Here is a 16,193-nt window from a genome sequence, read left to right on the forward strand (position 1 = left end):
GTGTCTCGCCACGCCGGCGGCTTCGGTGCGGCGGGCGGGGTCGCCGCACCGTGTCGGCTGCCCACTACCTGCGGGCGGTGGTCCAGCCGCCGTCCAAAACGAAGGACGCGCCGTGGACGTACGCGGCGTCGTCGCCGGCCAGGTAGACGGCCAGCGGGCCGATCTCCTCCGCCCGGCCGGGCCGGCCCGCCGGGGAGGCGGTCATCGCTCCCACCAGGCGCTCCGACGGTGACGTCTCCGTCGCCACGAAGCCCGGGGCGATGGCGTTGACCCGGACGCCGCTCGGGCCGAACTCCGCGGCCCAGGACATGGTCAGCGACTCGATCGCGGCTTTCGTCGCGCTGTAGAGCGCCGAGCCCACGAAGCCGTGGCGCACCACGATCGAGCCGGTGTTGATGATGACGCCCGCGCCGCGGGCGGCCATCGCCGGGGCCAGGCGGGCGGTCAGGAAGAACGCCGACTTGACGTTCACGGTCCACGCACGGTCGTAGAGCTCCTCGTCCAGGTCGGCGGTCGGGCCGACGGGGACGATCCCGGCGTTGTTCACGAGGATGTCGACCCGGCCGCCCAGCAGGGACTCGGCCTCGTCGGCCAGGCGCAGCGCCTCCAGCCGTCCCTCGGCCAGGTCGGCCGCCACGTAGTCGGCCGTGTGACCGGCCTCCCGCAGCTCGGCGACGGCCCGCTCCCCCGCCTCCTTGCTGCGCCCGGTGAGCACGACGTGCGCGCCCGCCGCGGCCATGGCGTCCGCCATCGCCCGCCCCAGGCCGCTCGTCGACCCCGTAACCAGCGCCGTCCTGCCGTCCAGCCGTGCACTCATTTTCTCATCCTTATTTGACAGCACAGTCCAAAAACAGTGCGAACGAATGCGCCGCCCCGTCACGGGTGCGGCGCGTGGATCTCCTAGCGGGCCCGAAGACCGTCGATGGCGATGGTCGCGATGTCGTGCAGCACCTCGGGCGAGGCACCGGCACGCGCTCGCAGGCGCAGCCCCACGAGCGTGGAGTGCAGGAAACGTGCCGCCGCCTGTTCGTCCAGGTCAGGGCGCGCCTCGCCCTTGCGCTTCGCCTGGGCCACGAGCCGCGCGTACGCGGTGTGGCACAGGTCGCTCCCGGAGTCGAGGATCGCGGCGACCTCCTGGTCGGACCGGCCGAACTCCGCCGCGGCGTTGACCGCCATGCAGCTGCGGCGGCGCTCGTCGTCGCTTTGGCGCGCGACCTCGAGCAGCACCCCGGCCAGCGCCGACAACGGCGACTCGGCGGCGCTCAGCCGCTCGAACATGTCGGCGCTCGTCTCGGCCTGATAGCGCCGCAGCGCCTCCAGGTAGAGCCGCCGCTTGTCGCCGAACGCGTTGTACATGCTCTGCCGGCCGATCCCCATCGCCGCGAGCAGCTCTTCGGTGGAGGCGGCCTCGTAGCCGCGGTCCCAGAACACCTCGACGGCGCGCCGCAGCGCCTCGTCGCGGTCGAACTCCTTCGTACGGGGCATGGCGCTGACGCTAGGCGGTAATGGACTGCGCTGTCAAATAACGCGAAGGACCCCTCCGGACCACGCCGGAGGGGCCCCGTCGGGGACTCAGCCGATGCTGGCGCCCAGGGCGCTCAGCGCGGCCGGGACCGGCTGGAAGAACGTCTCGCCGCCGGAGCTGCAGTCGCCGCTGCCGCCGGAGGTGAGACCCAGCGCGGTGCCGCCGTCGAACAGCGCGCCGCCGCTGTCACCGGGCTCGGCGCACACGTTCGTGTCGATGAGCCCGTTGACCGTGCCCTCCTCGTACGTCACCGACGCGTCGACGGCGGTCACGGTGCCGCCGTGCACGTTGGTGGTGCTGCCGCTGCGCTGGACGGACTCGCCGACCGTCGCGTCACCGGCACCGGTGATCGCCTGGGTGGAACCGTTGTACAGGTCGACCTCGCTGGGGTGCGAGCCGCCGCCCGTGTACGTGGCGATCGAGTAGTCGTTGCCCGGGAACACGCTCTTTCCGGTCGTGGCGAGCTCACTGCTCTCACCCTGGTCGGAGTACCACGTGCTGACCACGTTGCCGCAGTGCCCGGCGGTGATGAAGCCGGCGGCACCACTGCTGGTGGTCACGTTGAACCCGAGCGAGCAGCGGTAGCCGCTGCCCCAGATGGCGTCGCCACCGGCGATGAGCGGACGGAACTCACCGCTCACGTGCCGGATGCGGACGGCGGCGCCCTGTGCGGACGCGGCCTTCTCGACCTTGCTGAGACGGTCGCCCGTGACGGTGCTGTCGACCGCGACGACGACCTGGTTCGTCTTCGGGTCGATCATCCGCGCGGTGCCCGGCACCGCGGCGGCGTCCAGGGCCTTCTTCGCCGTCCGCAGTTGCGCGCCCGTACGCGCGACGGTCTTCGGGGTCGCCCCGGCGGCCTTGACGGTCTTCGCGTCGGCCGCGTTCGTCACCGTGACGACCAGCGTGCGCGAAGAGTCGAGATACGAGCCGGCGGAGCGGGATCCGAGCTGCCGTGCCAGCTCGGAGGCGACCTTCGCCTGCGCGGTGGGGCTCGGAGTCGCCGCCTGGGCCGCGGGGGCGACCGCGATCGCGAGGACTCCGGCGGCCGCGACGGCCATACCGGTACGCCGGGACAGGGGAATGGACTTCAACGTGCCTCCCAGTGTGTCGGGCACGCCCGTGTGGCGCGCCCCGGGTGGCATGGGCACTGGCGCTCGGCTCCCGGCGGCCCAGGGCATGCCGACACGACGAGTGGCATTCCCTGCGGCTGCCGGAGCGGGGGGTGAGAACCGGCTGCCTAGCCATCAGAAACCTTGACAAGGTTTGTAAACCACGCGCAAGGGGATTGGAACGTCCCAATCCGGCCATTTCACCTCGGCGGCGACCGTCCGTCATCCGTTCTCGCGGTCTCCGGGTCGTGGCGTCATCGGTGCATTCACGCCACGTACCTGGGAACTAACGGCGGCATGAGACGACGGGAGTTCATCGAAGCGGCGATCTGGGCCGTGGTCCTGTTCGCCGTGTACCTGGCGATCATCTCCACCATCTCCCCGACCGAGATCGTGGTCGGAGCGGCCACCGGGGTCGCGTGCGGCGTGGCGGCGGTCCTGACCCGCCGGACGCTGCTGGCGACCGACAACGACGAGACGTACTGGCCCCGCGCCGGATGGCTGCGATGGCTCTTGCGCCTGCCGGACCAGACCGTCAGCGGGTTCGCGCGCCTGCTGTGGCGCCCGCGCGGGGCGTTCACCGAGATCCCCCTGCCCCGGGACGAGCAGCCGGCGACACGACGCGGGTACACCGCGCTGGCCCTCTCCGTCGCACCGAACACCTACGTCGCCGACGTCGACCCGGACCGCGACGTGCTCATCGTCCACCGGGTCGGCGACCGGCCGTCCGCGCTCGAACGCGAGGTGACGCGATGACCGCCCTGGCCGTCGGGCTGCCCGCGGCGTTCGCGCTGCTGGTGGCCGCGCTGTTCCCCTGCCTGCTCGCGACGCTGCGAGGCGAGCCGGTGGACCGGCTCGCCGGGCTCATCCTCGCCGGGCCGGCCGCGACGCTCGTACTCATGCTGCTGGCCGCCGGGTACGGGCGACCGGCCTACCTCGACGCGGCGTTCGTCGTGGCGCTGCTGTCGTTCGCCGGTTCGCTGGTGTACGCGCGCTTCCTCGGCGGCACCGCGTGAACGTGGCGAGCACCGTGCTGATCTGGGCGGGCACGGCGCTGATCACCTTCGCCACCCTACGGCTGCTGCTGATCCGCGGCCGCTTCCTGCGACTGCACTTCGTCTCGATCGGCTCGGTGATCGCCGCGCCGCTGGTGACCGCCGGGCTCGCCCTCGCGCCGTGGTCGTCCTGGCACGACGTCGCGAAGATCGTTTTCATCGGGCTGCTGCTCCTCGTCACCGGGCCGGCGACCGTGATCACCACCGCGCGTGCCGGGAGGCGGGTCTCCCATGAATGAGGTACTGATCGTCGCGGTCCTGCTGCTGACGGCGTTCATGGCGACCGCGGTGGTGCTCACACGTGACCCGGCACGGCAGGCGATCGTGCTGTCCGGGTACGGCATCGTGCTGACGGTCCTGTTCGTGGTGCTCCAGGCGCCCGACGTGGCGATGTCGCAGACCGGGGTCGGCACGGTGGTCGTCCCCCTCATCGTGATGCTGGCCATCCACGCGATCCGCCGCCACCACACACGCGAGCCGGACGAGAAGGACCGGTCGTGAACGAGCGGAGCGAGCGAACCGACAAGCACAGCGCCCTGGTCACCTTCCCGACGAAGGAGGACCCGTGAGCCGACGGTTGCGGTTGCTCGTGCTGGGCGTCGGCGGGGCGGGGCTGGCGGTGCTGTTCGCGCTGGCCGCGTTCCGGCTGCCCCGGTTCGGCGGCACCTTCCACCCGTACGGTCAGCGGACGCTGCCGAACGCGCTGGCCCGCCACACCCCCAACGTCATCTCCTCGATCAACTTCGACCAGCGGGCGCTCGACACGCTCGGCGAGGAGCTGATCCTCATGGCCTCCGCGCTCGCCGCCGTCCTCGTGCTGCGGACCGTACGGGCCGAGCAGGAGGACTCCGCGGGCGAGCACGCGTACGGCCCCGCCCAGGTCTTCGACGCGCTGCGGATCACCGGGTACCTGCTGCTGCCGGTCACGCTCATGACGGGCGTCTACATCGTCGCGCACGGTTACCTCTCCCCCGGCGGCGGTTTCCAGGGCGGTGTGGTGCTCGGCAGCGCGATCCACCTGGTCTACCTGGCCGGCGACTACCCCGCGCTCGCCCGGATCCGGCCGGTGCCGATGTTCGAGGCCGGCGAGGCGCTCGCGGCGGGCGCGTTCGTCGTGCTGGCGCTGTGGTTCGCCGGCCAGGTCAAGGCCATGAACGCGGTGGTCGGCCTGGAGGTCGGCTGCGCGTTCGTGCTCGCGCTGGCCAAGTTCTTCGAGCAGGCCCTCCTCGTGAGGAAGGACTCATGACCCATCTCCCCTACCTGATCCCCGGCTGGATTCTGCTGGTCGGCGTCTACGGCATCGTGACCAGCCGGAACCTCGTGCACGCCGTGGTGTGCCTGTCGGTGGCGCAGTCCGCCACGTACGTGCTGCTGCTCACCGTCGGCTATCAGAAGAAGGCGACCGCGCCGGTCTTCTCCGACATCAAGCCGACGCGGAACGTCGTCGACCCGCTGGTGCAGGCGATGACGCTCACCGACATCGTCGTCGGGGCGACGGTGACCGCGCTGCTCCTCGCGCTCACGGTGCAGGTGGCCAAGCGCCGCGGCACGGTCGACCCGGACCAGCTGCGCTCCCTCGAACCGTGATCCTCCCGTTGGCGATCGGGCTGCCGTTCGCGGTGGCGGCGCTGCTCGCGGCGGTCGGGCGGCGGCTGCCGCGGTTCGCCGCCGACGCCCTGGCCACGGGCACGGTCGCCGCGCAGATCGTGCTGCTCGCGCTGGTGCTCGCCCACGGCGGCACCACGGTGTGGATGGGCGGCTGGGGCGAGGGCGTCGGCATCGCCCTGGTCGGCGACACCGTCGGGGCCGGGTTGGCGCTGACGGTCGCCGTCGTGGCGCTGTGCGCGCTCATCGTCTCCTGGCACTACTTCGACGACCTCCAGGCCGTCTTCCACACGCTGGTGCTGCTGTTCACCGGGGCGATGTGCGCGTTCACGCTCACCGGGGACCTGTTCGACGCGTTCGTGTTCTTCGAGCTGATGAGCGTGGTCGCGTACGCGCTGACCGGGTACCAGTCCGAGGAGCCGGAGACCGTGCACGGCGCGTTGAACTTCGGCATCGTGAACTCCCTCGGGGTCTACCTCACCCTCACCGGCATCGCGCTCGTCTACGCCCGTACGGGCCAGCTCGGCTTCGCCGCGGTCGGCCGGCACCTGCACGGCCACGACGCGCTGGTGACCGTCTCCTTCGTCCTCATCTGCACCGGATTCCTGGTGAAGGCGGCGGCGGTGCCCTTCCACTTCTGGCTGGCGGACGCGCACGCCGTGGCGCCGACGCCGGTCTGCATGCTGTTCTCCGGCGTGATGGTGGAACTCGGCGTGTACGCGGTGGCCCGGACGTACCTGACGAGTTTCGCGCACGCCGTCCCGGCCGCCCCGGTCCGTACGGCGCTGATCGTCTTCGGCTCGGCGGCGGCGCTGCTCGGCGGGATCATGTGCGTACTGCAACGGCACATCAAGCGGCTGCTCGCATACTCCACGGTCAGTCACGTCGGCCTTCTCCTCGTCGGCCTCGGCCTGCTGCGCGCGGACGCGCTGGCCGGCGCCGCCTGGTACCTGATCGGCCACGCGGGCGTGAAGGCGGGCCTGTTCGTCGGGGCGGGGGCGCTGCTGAACCGGTACGAGACGGTCGACGAGTACGACCTGCACGGCCGTGGACGATCGATGCCCGTCACCGGCGCGATCTTCCTCCTCGGCGGCATCGGCCTGGCGGGCCTGGCGCCGTCGGGCACCTGGGCGGGCAAGGCCCTGATCGAGGAGGAGGGCGGGCACTGGATCCTGGCCCTCGGGATCACCGCGTCCGCGCTGACGGCAGGGGCGGTGCTGCGGGTGTGGCTGCGGGTGTTCCACGGCGCGGGGCGGCCGGTGCCGGGCGCCACCGAGCACCACGAGCCGGAGACGGAGTTCAAGCTGTCCCGGCTGCCGTGGACGATGCTGGCACCCGGACTGCTGCTGGTGCTCGCGGGACTGCTGGTCGGCCTGCTGCCGGGTACGGTGCTGGGCCACGCCGTCGCGCCGCTCCTGCCGGGCGCGAAGCCGGTGGCGTGGACGACGACGAGCGTGGTGTCGGGCCTGCCGGCGGTGGCCCTGGCGTTCGCGATCGCCGTGCTGGGCGTCCGGGGTACGTCCCGCGCGCGAGGGTGCTGCACCGCCTGCACTCCGGGCACGTCGGCGACTATGTGGCCTGGCTGCTGGCGGGCGTCGCCCTGTTCGGGGTGCTGCTGCTGGCCTGATCCACGTCAGGGAGCAGTGGACGATCACCCGGCACGTACGCGGCGGAGCACACCGGGGCGCGGACGACCGGGCAGGCGAGATTCCCGTAGCGTGCCTGGACGAGGTGGTGCCCGGCCGCTTCGGCGGCGACCGCCGGTGAGAAGCCGCGGCCGCGTTTCGCCGCACAAGGCCGGTACCGCGCCCACGGCCGGACGGACAGGACGTGTTACAACAGGCGGCCATCCCGGCACTCCCAGGAGGAAATGCGGGCCGACAACCCTAGCCGCCACGAAACACAGGCCGACAACCTGAGCGGGTGCGCCGCGAAACGTAGGCCGCCGTACGCACTCGGCGCCATGGCGCCGGCACTACGGTGTTCCCGAGGCCGACCGAAGGTCGGCGATCAGGCGGTCGGCGACCGTCTCCTCGGAGACGACCAGGCCGGTCCCGGCCATGGTCGTGGCCAGGTCGGGCGCCCACGGGCTCGGGGACTCCCGGCCCTTCAGCGGCAGGTGACGGTCGGCGCCGCGGACTCCGGCGAGGTAGTCGGCGGCCGACATGCGCCAGGGTTCGGCGCCGTGACGCCGCATCACCGCGTGCGCGATCGCCAGGCCCGGCCAGTCGAAGTCGCCGTGGTAGCGCAGCGTGCCACCGCCCGTGGTGACGGTGCTCGCGAGGCGGTGGAACGCGAGCGACGGCAGTCCTTCGGTGCACAGGAGAGGCGGCGCGGCCGCGCCCAGCTCGGCCGCCGCGCGCCGGACGATGGTGGGGTTCTCGCAGACGTACACGACGGGGCGGGCAGCGGTGACCGGGTGCTTCCTGAGCTGGTTCAGCGTGACCGGGAACGGGGTGCCGTACCGCGCGGCGCCGGTGAGCCACTCCCCCAGCCCCGCACCCTCGGCCGGGAGATTGAGCACGAGAACGCGGCTCGCCAGGTCGTCCGGGAGAACGCCGAAGACCTCCCACAGTCGCCGGCAGTCCTCCGCCGCCTCCGGGCGGGGCACGCCGACGCGGCGTGCCAGCGCGTCGAGGACCAGCCTGGACAGCGGGGACCTCGGGCCGAGCGCCTTGGTGTCGCCGGTCACCTCGTCGGCGAGCGTCGTCAGCTCGACCGTACCCGTGGAGCTCTCCAGGCGTTCGAGGACCGCGACCGCGTCGGCGAACAGGTGCGCGTCGTCCCGCGTGACGAGCCGGGTCAGCCGGCCCCGGGCGCCGGCCCAGTCGCGGAACCAGTCCGCCGAGGCGTACAGCGGGCTCTCCTCCACCCGGCGGAGCAGTTCGGCACGCGCGGCCTCCTTGGCCGCCCTCTCGGCGGGGCGGTCGCTCAGCGGCCGGCCGAAGACCGTCTCCAGTAACCCGGCGAGGCTCAGGCCGCAGGACGTACGGACGGCGGCGTCCAGCCGGGTCAGGTCCACCGAGGTGCTCCTGGCTCCCGGCCGCCGCGCGCCGCCGAGGAGGCCGTCGAGCGCCCTCCGCTCCTCGTGTGTGAGGTCGGGCAGGCTGATCGTGCCGCTCAGGGATCCGCCGCGGCGTTCGAGCCGGTCGCGTGCGCGGTCCAGCAGCCGCCGGTAGTCCGGACCGCGGAAGCGTTCGATCGCCCGCTCCTCGAGCGTCACGGCTCGTCCTCCTCGTCCTCGCCCTCCGGCAACGCGCTCAGGAGCGAGTCGTCGGCGGCGGGCGGGACGTGGCGGCGGGGTTTGATGCCGAGGAGTTCTTCAGCGAGCTCGTCGTTGCCCGCGAACCCGGCCTCGGCGTCGACCAGCTGGGTGCCGTCCCACAGGACGAGCATCGCCGACACGGCGTGCGCGGTCTTGTCGTGGTGCATGTCGTAGTGGGCGGCCATCGGCACCGTCTCGTGGTGCACCCACAGGTCGTGCCCGGTCATGAACAGGTCCAGGTCGAACTTGACCGTGAGGCCGAGCAGGTCCGGCTTGTACTTGTCGTCGATGCCGGCGAACGCCTCGTCCAGGGCGATCATGCGCGGGCAGTCCGGGCGGGCCGAGGAGTAGAGGGCGTTCGCGGCGGCGAACAGGGGCAGGTGGATCGCGGCGGACTTCTCACCGCCCGACATCACCGAGTGCCGGGCCCGGGTCAGCCGGACCTCCGGATCGCCCGGCACGACGAGCAGCAGCTCGAACGTGTGCCAGGTGCGGTAGTCGAGGACCTCGGACAGCACCTCTTTGTAGGTGGCGCGCGGATGGGTGGCGCGGTAGTCGCGGATCATCTCGCGGAGGGTGCCGCGCAGCTCGGCCAGGCCGGAGGGGCCCAGGCCCTGGGCGTCGCGGGTGAGCAGCCGTGAGGTGGCGCGCTGCCTGTCGTCGATCTTGTCCGAGTGGGCCCAGCGGATGCCGATCGCGGTGCCCGACGACATCGGGCGGGACCGCGTGTCGGCGTTCATGCCGCGGACGAGGTCGCGCGCGGCCAGGACCCGGCCGTGGATCTGCTGGGCCAGGCCGGTGAGCAGCTCGTCCTCCAGGACCGTACGCTCGCGCTGCTCCAGCAGGACGCCCTGCTCGCGGGCACGCTCGGCGACCCGGCCGGCGAAGACTCCGACCGGGTTGCGGCCGTCCTCGTCGATGACGAAGACCATCACGACGCCGGTGGGGTCGTAGTCGAGGCGGTAGTCGGCCTCGCAGGAGGTGAGCGCGTCACCGAAGGTCCGCAGCGCGTCGGACATCCGCCCGGCGGCGCTCTTGAGCGCGCCGTCCGTGACCGGGCGGCCCCCGCCGATCTCGACGCGGAACGCGTCGAGCAGCTCCACCACACCGGCCGGGAACGCCGCCCGCACCGCCGCCTCGGGATCCAGCGGGGCCATGGCCGCCCCGGTTACGGCTCCCACCGCGCCGGACCCACGCGAACCGGCGGTATCGGAACCGGCCTCACCGGCCCCGCCCGGAGCAGAGGCACCCACCCCGGCCGCGCCCGACCCGCCCGAACCGGCGTCACCGGAACCGGCCTCACCGGCCCCGCCCGGAGCAGAGGCACCCACCCCGGTCGCGCCGGGCCCGGCTCCCACCGCGCCGGACCCGCCTGAACCGAAACCGGCCTCACCCAGAGCGACCGGAGCAGGGACACCGACCCTCACCGGGCCCGCCCCGGCCGCGCCCGGCCCGCCCGAACCGGCCGTACCGGAACCGGCCTCGCCCGCCGCACCCCCGGTGGCGGTCTCCGGGGCGGTGGGGCGGCACAGGGCCTCGATGACCGCCTCGGCGGCGCGGGCCGGCTCCCAGCTCGCGTCGGAGGGCCAGGGGCGCGCGTCGGCGACGCCCAGGAGGATCCGCAGGTCGCGGTGGGCGTACGGGGCGAAGGACGCCGCCTGTTCGAACAGGCCGTTCATCGCCTCGGTGACCAGCTTGCGGCCGTTGGTCAGGTCGGCCTCGGCCTTGATGAGGCGCCGGTCCTGCCGCTCCGCCTCGGACCGCTGCCGCCGGAACTCCTCGTCGGCCGCGCTGATCAGCGCCTCGGTCTCCTCGATCCGGGCGAGGACCTCCTTCAGCGGAGCGTCCAGCGCATTTTCCCGCTCGGCGAGCTCCTCGACCGCCGCGGCATGCGTCTTCTCCTTGTCGGCCAGGGCCTCGGCGCTCTCGGCGCGGTCGGAGGCGAGGCGTTCGATGTTGTCGCGGCGGCCGGCGACGTCGTTCACCAGGAACGCGGCGTTGCGCCGTTCGGCGTCGAGGTGGCCGGCGGCCGCGGTGAAGTCCTCGACCGCCTGGGCGACCGCGTCGACCGCCTCGGCCGTGGCCGGCATGCCGCGCTCGGCGGCCGTCTGGCGCAGGCGCCGCCGGCGGGCGTCGACCTCGGCGGACGCGCCTTCGAGTGCCTTGCGCGCCTCCGTCTCCGCGGTACGGGCGACGGTCAGCAGGATGGCGTTGTCGGCCACCCGCTTGAGCGCGCCCACCACCGGCTTGGCCGGGGGCAGTTCACGCTGGGCGCGCTTGAAGTCGCCGAGCAGCTCCTCCAGCCGTTCCGACTCGGCGGCGGCCTCGGCGTCGCGTGCCACCAGCTCCGCGATCGCCTCGTCGCAGGCGGCCAGGCGGGCCCGGCGGCGTTGTTCGCGGTTGGTGGCGCCGATGAACTCCGGCGCCTCTTTGGGCCGGGCGCCGACATGGACGCCGTGGCCGAACTGGCCCCGGTCGGTGACGGCCGCCGAGGCGGTGTGGCCGGCCAGGTCGGCGGTGAGCGCGATCGAGCCCAGCACCGCCGCGACGGCCGCGGCGGGCACGAGGTCCTGTTCTTCGGGGACCAGCACGTCGGCGAGCGTCGGCCCCTCCGGACCCGGGGAGACCGGGACGAGGTAGCCGTCGGACTCGGCCGCGGCCACCGCCGCCATCGTCTGCGCGGGGTCGGGGTGGACCCAGGCGGTGAGCATGCCCGCGCCGTACAGCGCGCCCTCGATGCCGGCCGCCCGCGACGGCTCGACGTCGTCGGCGAAGCGGACGAGCCGCCACAGCGGCGCGCCGGGCCGGGCGGACCGGTCGGCGGTGCGCAGGTCGTTCTCCTGCGGCGCGTCGTCGCGCTCGGCCTCGATCTCGACGCGCAGCGCGCGCTGCTCGGCCAGGTCGGCCGCCAGTTGCCTACGCCGCCCGGCCAGCTCCTGACGACGCGAGGCCACGGCGAGGCGCCGGTCGTCCGTCCGGTCGGCGAACACCTCCGCCAGGCTCCGCGCGCCCGCCTCGCCGATCGACTCCAGCGCGGCCGTCAGCGCCTCGACGTCGGCGGCCTCGGCGACCGGTTCCTCGCCGCCGGACCAGCGCGACGCCCAGTCGGCGAGCGCCGAGGAGGCCTGGTCGCGTACGGCGGCGAGGTGCGCGTCGGCCGCGGCGCACTCGGCCTCCCGCCGGGCCAGCTTGTCACCGGCCTCCGCCACCGCCTCCTCCGCGCGGGCGCGCTCGGTCTCGGCGGCGCCGACCAGGGCCAGGTGCTCGCGCACGCGAGCCACATCGTCGCGTCGCGCGGTGCTCCGCGCGGAGGCGTCGACCAGCAGCTCCTCGCCGCTGTCGGCGGGGCCGTCGCCGTCGATGGCGATGCCGGCCCGTTCGGCGGCGTCCTCCAGCGCGTCCGTCCAGCGGCCGACCGCCTGCCGTGAGGACCGCAGGCGTTCGTCGGCCTCGTCCGCCTCGCGGGTCAGGGCGCGTACGGTCTCCCCGGCGCGGTCGAGGCGGGCACGTTCTTTGTCGATCTCGGCCGCGGTGGCGGCGATCTGCGTGCGCATGCGGTCGAGGTCGCCCTGCTTGCGGTACGCGTCGTGGCTCTTCAGCGCGCCCAGCCGGGCGCCGAGCGTGGCGCGCTCCTCTTCGGCGGCGTCGCGGGCCGCGACCGCCGCCGCGTGCGCGGCCGTGGCCCGCTCGACCTCGGCCAGCGCCTCGGCGACGCCCCGCGCGTGCGCGGTCGCGCCCTGGAACCCCGACTCGACGCGGTCGAGCTTGGCCTTCGCGTGCACCTGCAGATAGGTCGTGTAGTCGGCCATGAACGCCGTGACCGCGCTGTCGGCGGCGGTCAGGTCGTCGAAGAGGCGCTGTACGGCGGCGAGGTTCTCGAAGTCGCGCGCCGCCTGGTCGACCAGGTCCTCATCGACCGGGCTGAGGCCGGCGGTGAGCGTGTCGGACACCTTGCCGGGGTCGAGGTCCTTGGCCAGCAGCGGGCGCCGCAGCGCCAGGAGCAGGTCGAGCAGCTGGGTGTAGCGCTCGCGGCCCAGGCCGAACAGGCGCGCGTCGACGGCGTCGCGGTATTCGGTGGCCGTCTTGCAGGAGGCGCCCGGCTCCAGCGACTCCCGCAGTTGCCGGTCGGTCAGCGGCCGTGAGTCGGGACCCAGCAGGCCGAAGTCGACGCCGAGCCGCTTGCCGGTGACGAAGAAGGAGGAGCGCACGCCGTCGCGGTTGCGATGCGCCCGCAAGCCGATGACCAGGGTCACCGTCTCGTCCGGACCGGCCTGATCGCGCCCTTGATCCGCCCCTTCGTCCCTCACCGCCCGCTCCGATCGGGCCGACTGATCGCGTCCGCTCCTCACTCGCTCCGCGGGCGGCTCGTCCCTCGCCGCCCACTCCGCTCGCTCGGTCGCTTCCGCTCGGGCGAACTCCATCCACACGTAGCCGTACTCGGACTCCTGGCCGCGGTAGAGCAGGTTGGACTTCATCGTCCGGTTGTCGCCGCTGAACGGGTCGAGCCGCCGGGCGTCGGCGACCCCGTCGAGGACGAACGGGAACAGCACTTCGAGGGCCTTGGTCTTGCCCGACCCGTTGTGACCGCGCAGGACCAGCCGTCCGTCGGCGAAGACGAACTCCTCGTCGGCGTAGTCCCAGACGTTGATGACGCCCGCGCGGGAAGGGCGGAACCGTGCCGTCATGACGTCTCTCCTCCTGCGGGCGCGGGTAGCGGAAGCTGCGCGGTGTCGGCGAGGGCCAGCGTGATGTTGCGGTAGCGCACGGCCGCCGGCCGGACGAGCACCCCGCCCGGCACCGGCCGTACGAGGCTCAGCTCGGCCAGGAACGTCAGCGCCGCGTCGAGCAGGCCGCGCGGATCGCCCTGCCAGGCGCTGGTGAAGGACGCCGCGCCGAACTCGTCGAACAACTCGTCGATCATCGTCTCCAGCCGGGTGCGCTCGACCAGGGGCGCGGTGCCGGCGGGTCCGGGCGCGGGTTCGGCCGTCTCGGGCGGCGTCCAGGCCAGCTCGCGTACGACGCCGGCCTCCGGCAGGCCGGCGTCGATCCGCGCCACGAGCGCGGCGTGGTCGTCGGCCTCGCTCGGCGTCTCGATGAGCGCCGGCTCCTGTTCGGGGTCTTCGAGCAGATCGGCGATCTTGGCGAGCAGCAGCCCGGCCGTACGGTTGACGGCGCCGCCGCGCCCGGGGAACGGCCGGTCGGTGAACACCCCGCCCGCGTCGGCGAGCATGACGCCCTCCGCGCGGCGCTCGACCACCAGGCCGGTGAAGCGGGCCAGGTCCTCGGCGAGTCCCGGCCGGCGGAGCAGGTCGGCGATGGCGGGCTCGACGTCGTCGTAGTAGACCACGGGCCACTCGGTGAGCAGTCTCCGCGCCCGCTGCGCCACCGCCTGCGGGTGCACGGCGCCGTCCACGCGCGACAGCGGGTCGTCGAGCAGGCCGGCCGCGCTCGTCAGGTGCTGCACCGGCCGGGCGGGCTTGAACAGGACGGCGCAGATGTCGTGGTCGATGTCGTAGAGCGCGTCGCCGTGCTCGCTGTCGCGGGCCCACGCCTCCAGCGAGCCGTCGGACAGGCGCAGGGCGCCGCGGTCGACGAGCCAGCCGAGCACGTCGACCACGGCCGCCTTGTGCGCGTTCACCGTCGGGTCGAAGCCGAGGCCCTCGATGGCGTTGGCGGCCGGGGTGAAGACCCGGACCAGGTCGGCCAGGCTGATCTCCACCCGGGACCGCTGGAATGAGGCCAGCACGAGGCAGAGGTAGGCCATCCGCCGCTGGTCGAAGGGCCGGCCGCCCTTGCGGGCGAACATCAGGCCCTGGGTCGGGTCGAGCCGGTCGAGCCGGCGTACGAGCCGGACCTGGCGCGTGTCGGCGATGAGGGTGTAGCCGAGCAGCTCACGGAAGTCGTGGGTCATCTCGTCGGCCCAGCGGAGCACCTGTTCGAGCACGCCTGGCCGCGGCCGGGTGGCGGTGATCAGGTCGCAGGTCAGCACGCGGCGGACCGCCTGCTGGTAGGCGCCGAGGTCGGTGACCTGGACTCCGGCCGCCGCACGGGGGCGTCGCATCAGGACCTCCCCCGCCGGGCGGGCGCCAGCTCGACCCGGAAGCCGGGCAGGTGCAGCCGCCCCCGGGTGGTGGCGACCGTGCTGCCCTCCTCGGACGGCGAGAGACGCATCATCACCGTGTCGCTCGCGCCGGATCCGCCGCCGAGCCGGCCGGCGACGACCGTGCGGGCCTCCAGGGCGCGGGTCAGGAGCCGGAGCAGGACCCGCGTCTCGTCGTCGTCGAGCACCCGGTCGTACGCGCCGGAATCCAGCAGCCGGCCGGCCGCCTCGCGCTCGGCGGCGCGCTCGGCCGCCTGCCGGCGTCGCAGCTCGACACGGGCGCCGGCGTTGGCCCGCACGGGCTGCGGCACGCCCGTCGTGGGCGCCTTGCCGGTGCGGAAGAGACTGATCGACAGCTCGACTCCGGGCGCGTCCCACCAGGTGGCACGGTCGGAGATCTCCTCGGCGTCGTCGTGCGCGCCGCCGAGGTGACGGGCCGAGCGCAGGTTGAACGCCGCCGACATCAGCGCGTGCGCGGCGTCGGTGTCGGGGGCGCGCCACACCCACTCGGCCAGGTGCCGCAGCTGCGTCGCGCGGTTGACGCCGCCGCGCTGGGCCTCGGTGATCTGCCGCAGCAGCGCGATCACGCCCGAGACCGCCGTGCGGGTCGCCGCGCGCAGCTCGCCGGCGCGGGAGTCGCCCTCGGCGGCGAACCACTCGCGCAGGGCGGCCCAGCGGCGCTCCCACTCGTCGAGCCGCTCGGTGTACGGCATGAACGGCCGCTCGTCGGCCTCGGCGGCACGGGCCAGGAGGGTGCCGAGCCCGGTGTCCTCGACCTCGTGCACCGCGCGGGCGAGCCGCGCGAGGTAGCGGTCGAGCTCGGCCATGAAGTCGGTCATGTGCGTGAGCAGGGCGTTCTTGTAGCGGAGGAACAGGTCCGGCGAGGTGTCGGTGGAGCGGACGATCTCCCCGAGGGTCACGTGGAACTGCGCCGAGCGCCGCCCCATGTCCTCCATCACCGAGTCGAGCCGGGACAGGCGGCGGTAGACCTGCTCGGTCTCGCCCGCGCGGTTGGCCGCGGCGAGGGCCTTGAGGTCTTCCAGGATGTCGGAGAAGACCAGGCGGGACAGGTTGGCGTCCTGGATGCGGGCCTCGAGGAGGTCCTCGACCGCGGTGTAGGCCCAGTAGCCCAGCTCGCTGAACTGGTAGACCGACTGCCGGTTGCGGTAGCGGACGAGGTTGCCGGCCCGTGAGGCGTCGTCGAACCGGTGGACCACCCGGTCCTCGTACAGCGCGTCGAGGCGGCTGCGCAGGTTGCCGTCGAGCGTGGGCACGTCGTCGTACTGCTCGGCCAGCTCCGCGAGGGCCGCCCCGACCTGGTCGCTGTCGACCTGGACCTGGTGGACGGCGCGCAGCCTGTCCATGGCCCGCAGCACCCAGAGGTAGGCGACGTGGTCGTCGCGCCGGGTGAAGTTGAACAGCCGGAACCGGTCGCTGACCACCAGCGAGTCCAAGTCCAGCGCCCTACGGCCACTCACAGCCATCTCCCCCGTCATTCATCCGCCCGACCAAGGAAGGTTAGGCAACACCA

General features: G+C 73.3%; 14 protein-coding genes. 7 read left to right on the top strand and 7 right to left on the bottom strand.

The features are described from left to right. Positions 1–64: 64 nt before the first annotated feature. The 3 genes from QSK37_RS09405 to QSK37_RS09415 form a co-directional block, all read right to left on the bottom strand. Positions 65–817 carry an SDR family NAD(P)-dependent oxidoreductase gene (locus tag QSK37_RS09405; protein WP_285619039.1) on the bottom strand — a complete coding sequence of 251 codons (753 nt, stop codon included), beginning with the start codon at positions 815–817 and terminating at the stop codon, positions 65–67. A gap of 83 nt (positions 818–900) precedes the next feature. Then, positions 901–1,485: a TetR/AcrR family transcriptional regulator gene (locus tag QSK37_RS09410; RefSeq protein ID WP_285619040.1), complete on the bottom strand. Its 585-nt coding sequence runs from the start codon at positions 1,483–1,485 to the stop codon at positions 901–903. Between the two features lie 87 nt (positions 1,486–1,572). Continuing rightward, a complete protein-coding gene (locus tag QSK37_RS09415) occupies positions 1,573–2,619 on the bottom strand; it encodes a S1 family peptidase (protein ID WP_285619041.1) in 1,047 nt (348 codons plus the stop codon). Between the two features lie 315 nt (positions 2,620–2,934). On the opposite strand from QSK37_RS09415, the gene QSK37_RS09420 reads away from it, so the two are divergent. The 7 genes from QSK37_RS09420 (at position 2,935) to QSK37_RS09450 (ending at position 7,216) form a co-directional block, all read left to right on the top strand. Then, positions 2,935–3,393 (top strand): Na+/H+ antiporter subunit E, encoded by a 459-nt coding sequence (locus QSK37_RS09420; RefSeq protein WP_285619042.1) that lies wholly within the window; start codon positions 2,935–2,937, stop codon positions 3,391–3,393. Further along, positions 3,390–3,653, top strand: coding sequence for an MrpF/PhaF family protein (locus QSK37_RS09425; protein ID WP_285581311.1), 264 nt, complete (start codon positions 3,390–3,392; stop codon positions 3,651–3,653). Before QSK37_RS09420 ends, QSK37_RS09425 begins: the two co-directional genes overlap by 4 nt. A 2-nt stretch (positions 3,654–3,655) precedes the next feature. Beyond that, complete coding sequence (locus QSK37_RS09430) at positions 3,656–3,931, top strand: monovalent cation/H(+) antiporter subunit G (RefSeq protein WP_285619043.1); 276 nt, start codon at positions 3,656–3,658, stop codon at positions 3,929–3,931. Further along, positions 3,924–4,193: a Na(+)/H(+) antiporter subunit B gene (locus tag QSK37_RS09435; RefSeq protein ID WP_285619044.1), complete on the top strand. Its 270-nt coding sequence runs from the start codon at positions 3,924–3,926 to the stop codon at positions 4,191–4,193. Before QSK37_RS09430 ends, QSK37_RS09435 begins: the two co-directional genes overlap by 8 nt. Before the next feature lie 64 nt (positions 4,194–4,257). Beyond that, positions 4,258–4,938 carry an MnhB domain-containing protein gene (locus tag QSK37_RS09440; protein ID WP_285619045.1) on the top strand — a complete coding sequence of 227 codons (681 nt, stop codon included), beginning with the start codon at positions 4,258–4,260 and terminating at the stop codon, positions 4,936–4,938. Then, complete coding sequence (locus QSK37_RS09445) at positions 4,935–5,279, top strand: sodium:proton antiporter (RefSeq protein ID WP_285619046.1); 345 nt, start codon at positions 4,935–4,937, stop codon at positions 5,277–5,279. Before QSK37_RS09440 ends, QSK37_RS09445 begins: the two co-directional genes overlap by 4 nt. Then, positions 5,276–7,216, top strand: a complete 1,941-nt coding sequence (locus QSK37_RS09450) for a complex I subunit 5 family protein (protein ID WP_285619047.1) — start codon at positions 5,276–5,278, stop codon at positions 7,214–7,216. Before QSK37_RS09445 ends, QSK37_RS09450 begins: the two co-directional genes overlap by 4 nt. A gap of 56 nt (positions 7,217–7,272) precedes the next feature. Here QSK37_RS09450 and QSK37_RS09455 read toward each other — a convergent pair whose 3' ends face one another. The 4 genes from QSK37_RS09455 to QSK37_RS09470 are packed head-to-tail and all read right to left on the bottom strand — an operon-like array spanning position 7,273 to position 16,140. After that, a complete protein-coding gene (locus tag QSK37_RS09455) occupies positions 7,273–8,520 on the bottom strand; it encodes a TIGR02679 family protein (RefSeq protein WP_285619048.1) in 1,248 nt (415 codons plus the stop codon). Continuing rightward, entirely contained in the window at positions 8,517–13,247 is a 4,731-nt protein-coding gene (locus tag QSK37_RS09460; RefSeq protein ID WP_285619049.1) for an SbcC/MukB-like Walker B domain-containing protein, read from the bottom strand. The genes QSK37_RS09455 and QSK37_RS09460 overlap by 4 nt, the downstream gene beginning before the upstream one ends. Beyond that, entirely contained in the window at positions 13,244–14,623 is a 1,380-nt protein-coding gene (locus tag QSK37_RS09465; RefSeq protein WP_285619050.1) for a DUF2398 family protein, read from the bottom strand. Before QSK37_RS09465 ends, QSK37_RS09460 begins: the two co-directional genes overlap by 4 nt. Next, positions 14,623–16,140: a TIGR02677 family protein gene (locus QSK37_RS09470; RefSeq protein ID WP_285619051.1), complete on the bottom strand. Its 1,518-nt coding sequence runs from the start codon at positions 16,138–16,140 to the stop codon at positions 14,623–14,625. Before QSK37_RS09470 ends, QSK37_RS09465 begins: the two co-directional genes overlap by 1 nt. Between the last annotated feature and the right edge of the window lie 53 nt (positions 16,141–16,193).

The sequence above is a fragment of the Actinoallomurus iriomotensis genome (assembly GCF_030269445.1).
Lineage (GTDB): Bacteria > Actinomycetota > Actinomycetes > Streptosporangiales > Streptosporangiaceae > Actinoallomurus > Actinoallomurus iriomotensis.

What these genes read in the sequence shown, in the direction of transcription:
- QSK37_RS09465 (WP_285619050.1), bottom strand. Translation starts at nt 14,623, where the DNA reads ATGCGACGCCCCCGTGCGGCGGCCGGAGTCCAGGTCACCGACCTCGGC.
- QSK37_RS09435 (WP_285619044.1), top strand. Translation starts at nt 3,924, where the DNA reads ATGAATGAGGTACTGATCGTCGCGGTCCTGCTGCTGACGGCGTTCATG.
- QSK37_RS09405 (WP_285619039.1), bottom strand. Translation starts at nt 817, where the DNA reads ATGAGTGCACGGCTGGACGGCAGGACGGCGCTGGTTACGGGGTCGACG.
- QSK37_RS09425 (WP_285581311.1), top strand. Translation starts at nt 3,390, where the DNA reads ATGACCGCCCTGGCCGTCGGGCTGCCCGCGGCGTTCGCGCTGCTGGTG.
- QSK37_RS09460 (WP_285619049.1), bottom strand. Translation starts at nt 13,247, where the DNA reads ATGACGGCACGGTTCCGCCCTTCCCGCGCGGGCGTCATCAACGTCTGG.
- QSK37_RS09410 (WP_285619040.1), bottom strand. Translation starts at nt 1,485, where the DNA reads ATGCCCCGTACGAAGGAGTTCGACCGCGACGAGGCGCTGCGGCGCGCC.
- QSK37_RS09445 (WP_285619046.1), top strand. Translation starts at nt 4,935, where the DNA reads ATGACCCATCTCCCCTACCTGATCCCCGGCTGGATTCTGCTGGTCGGC.
- QSK37_RS09420 (WP_285619042.1), top strand. Translation starts at nt 2,935, where the DNA reads ATGAGACGACGGGAGTTCATCGAAGCGGCGATCTGGGCCGTGGTCCTG.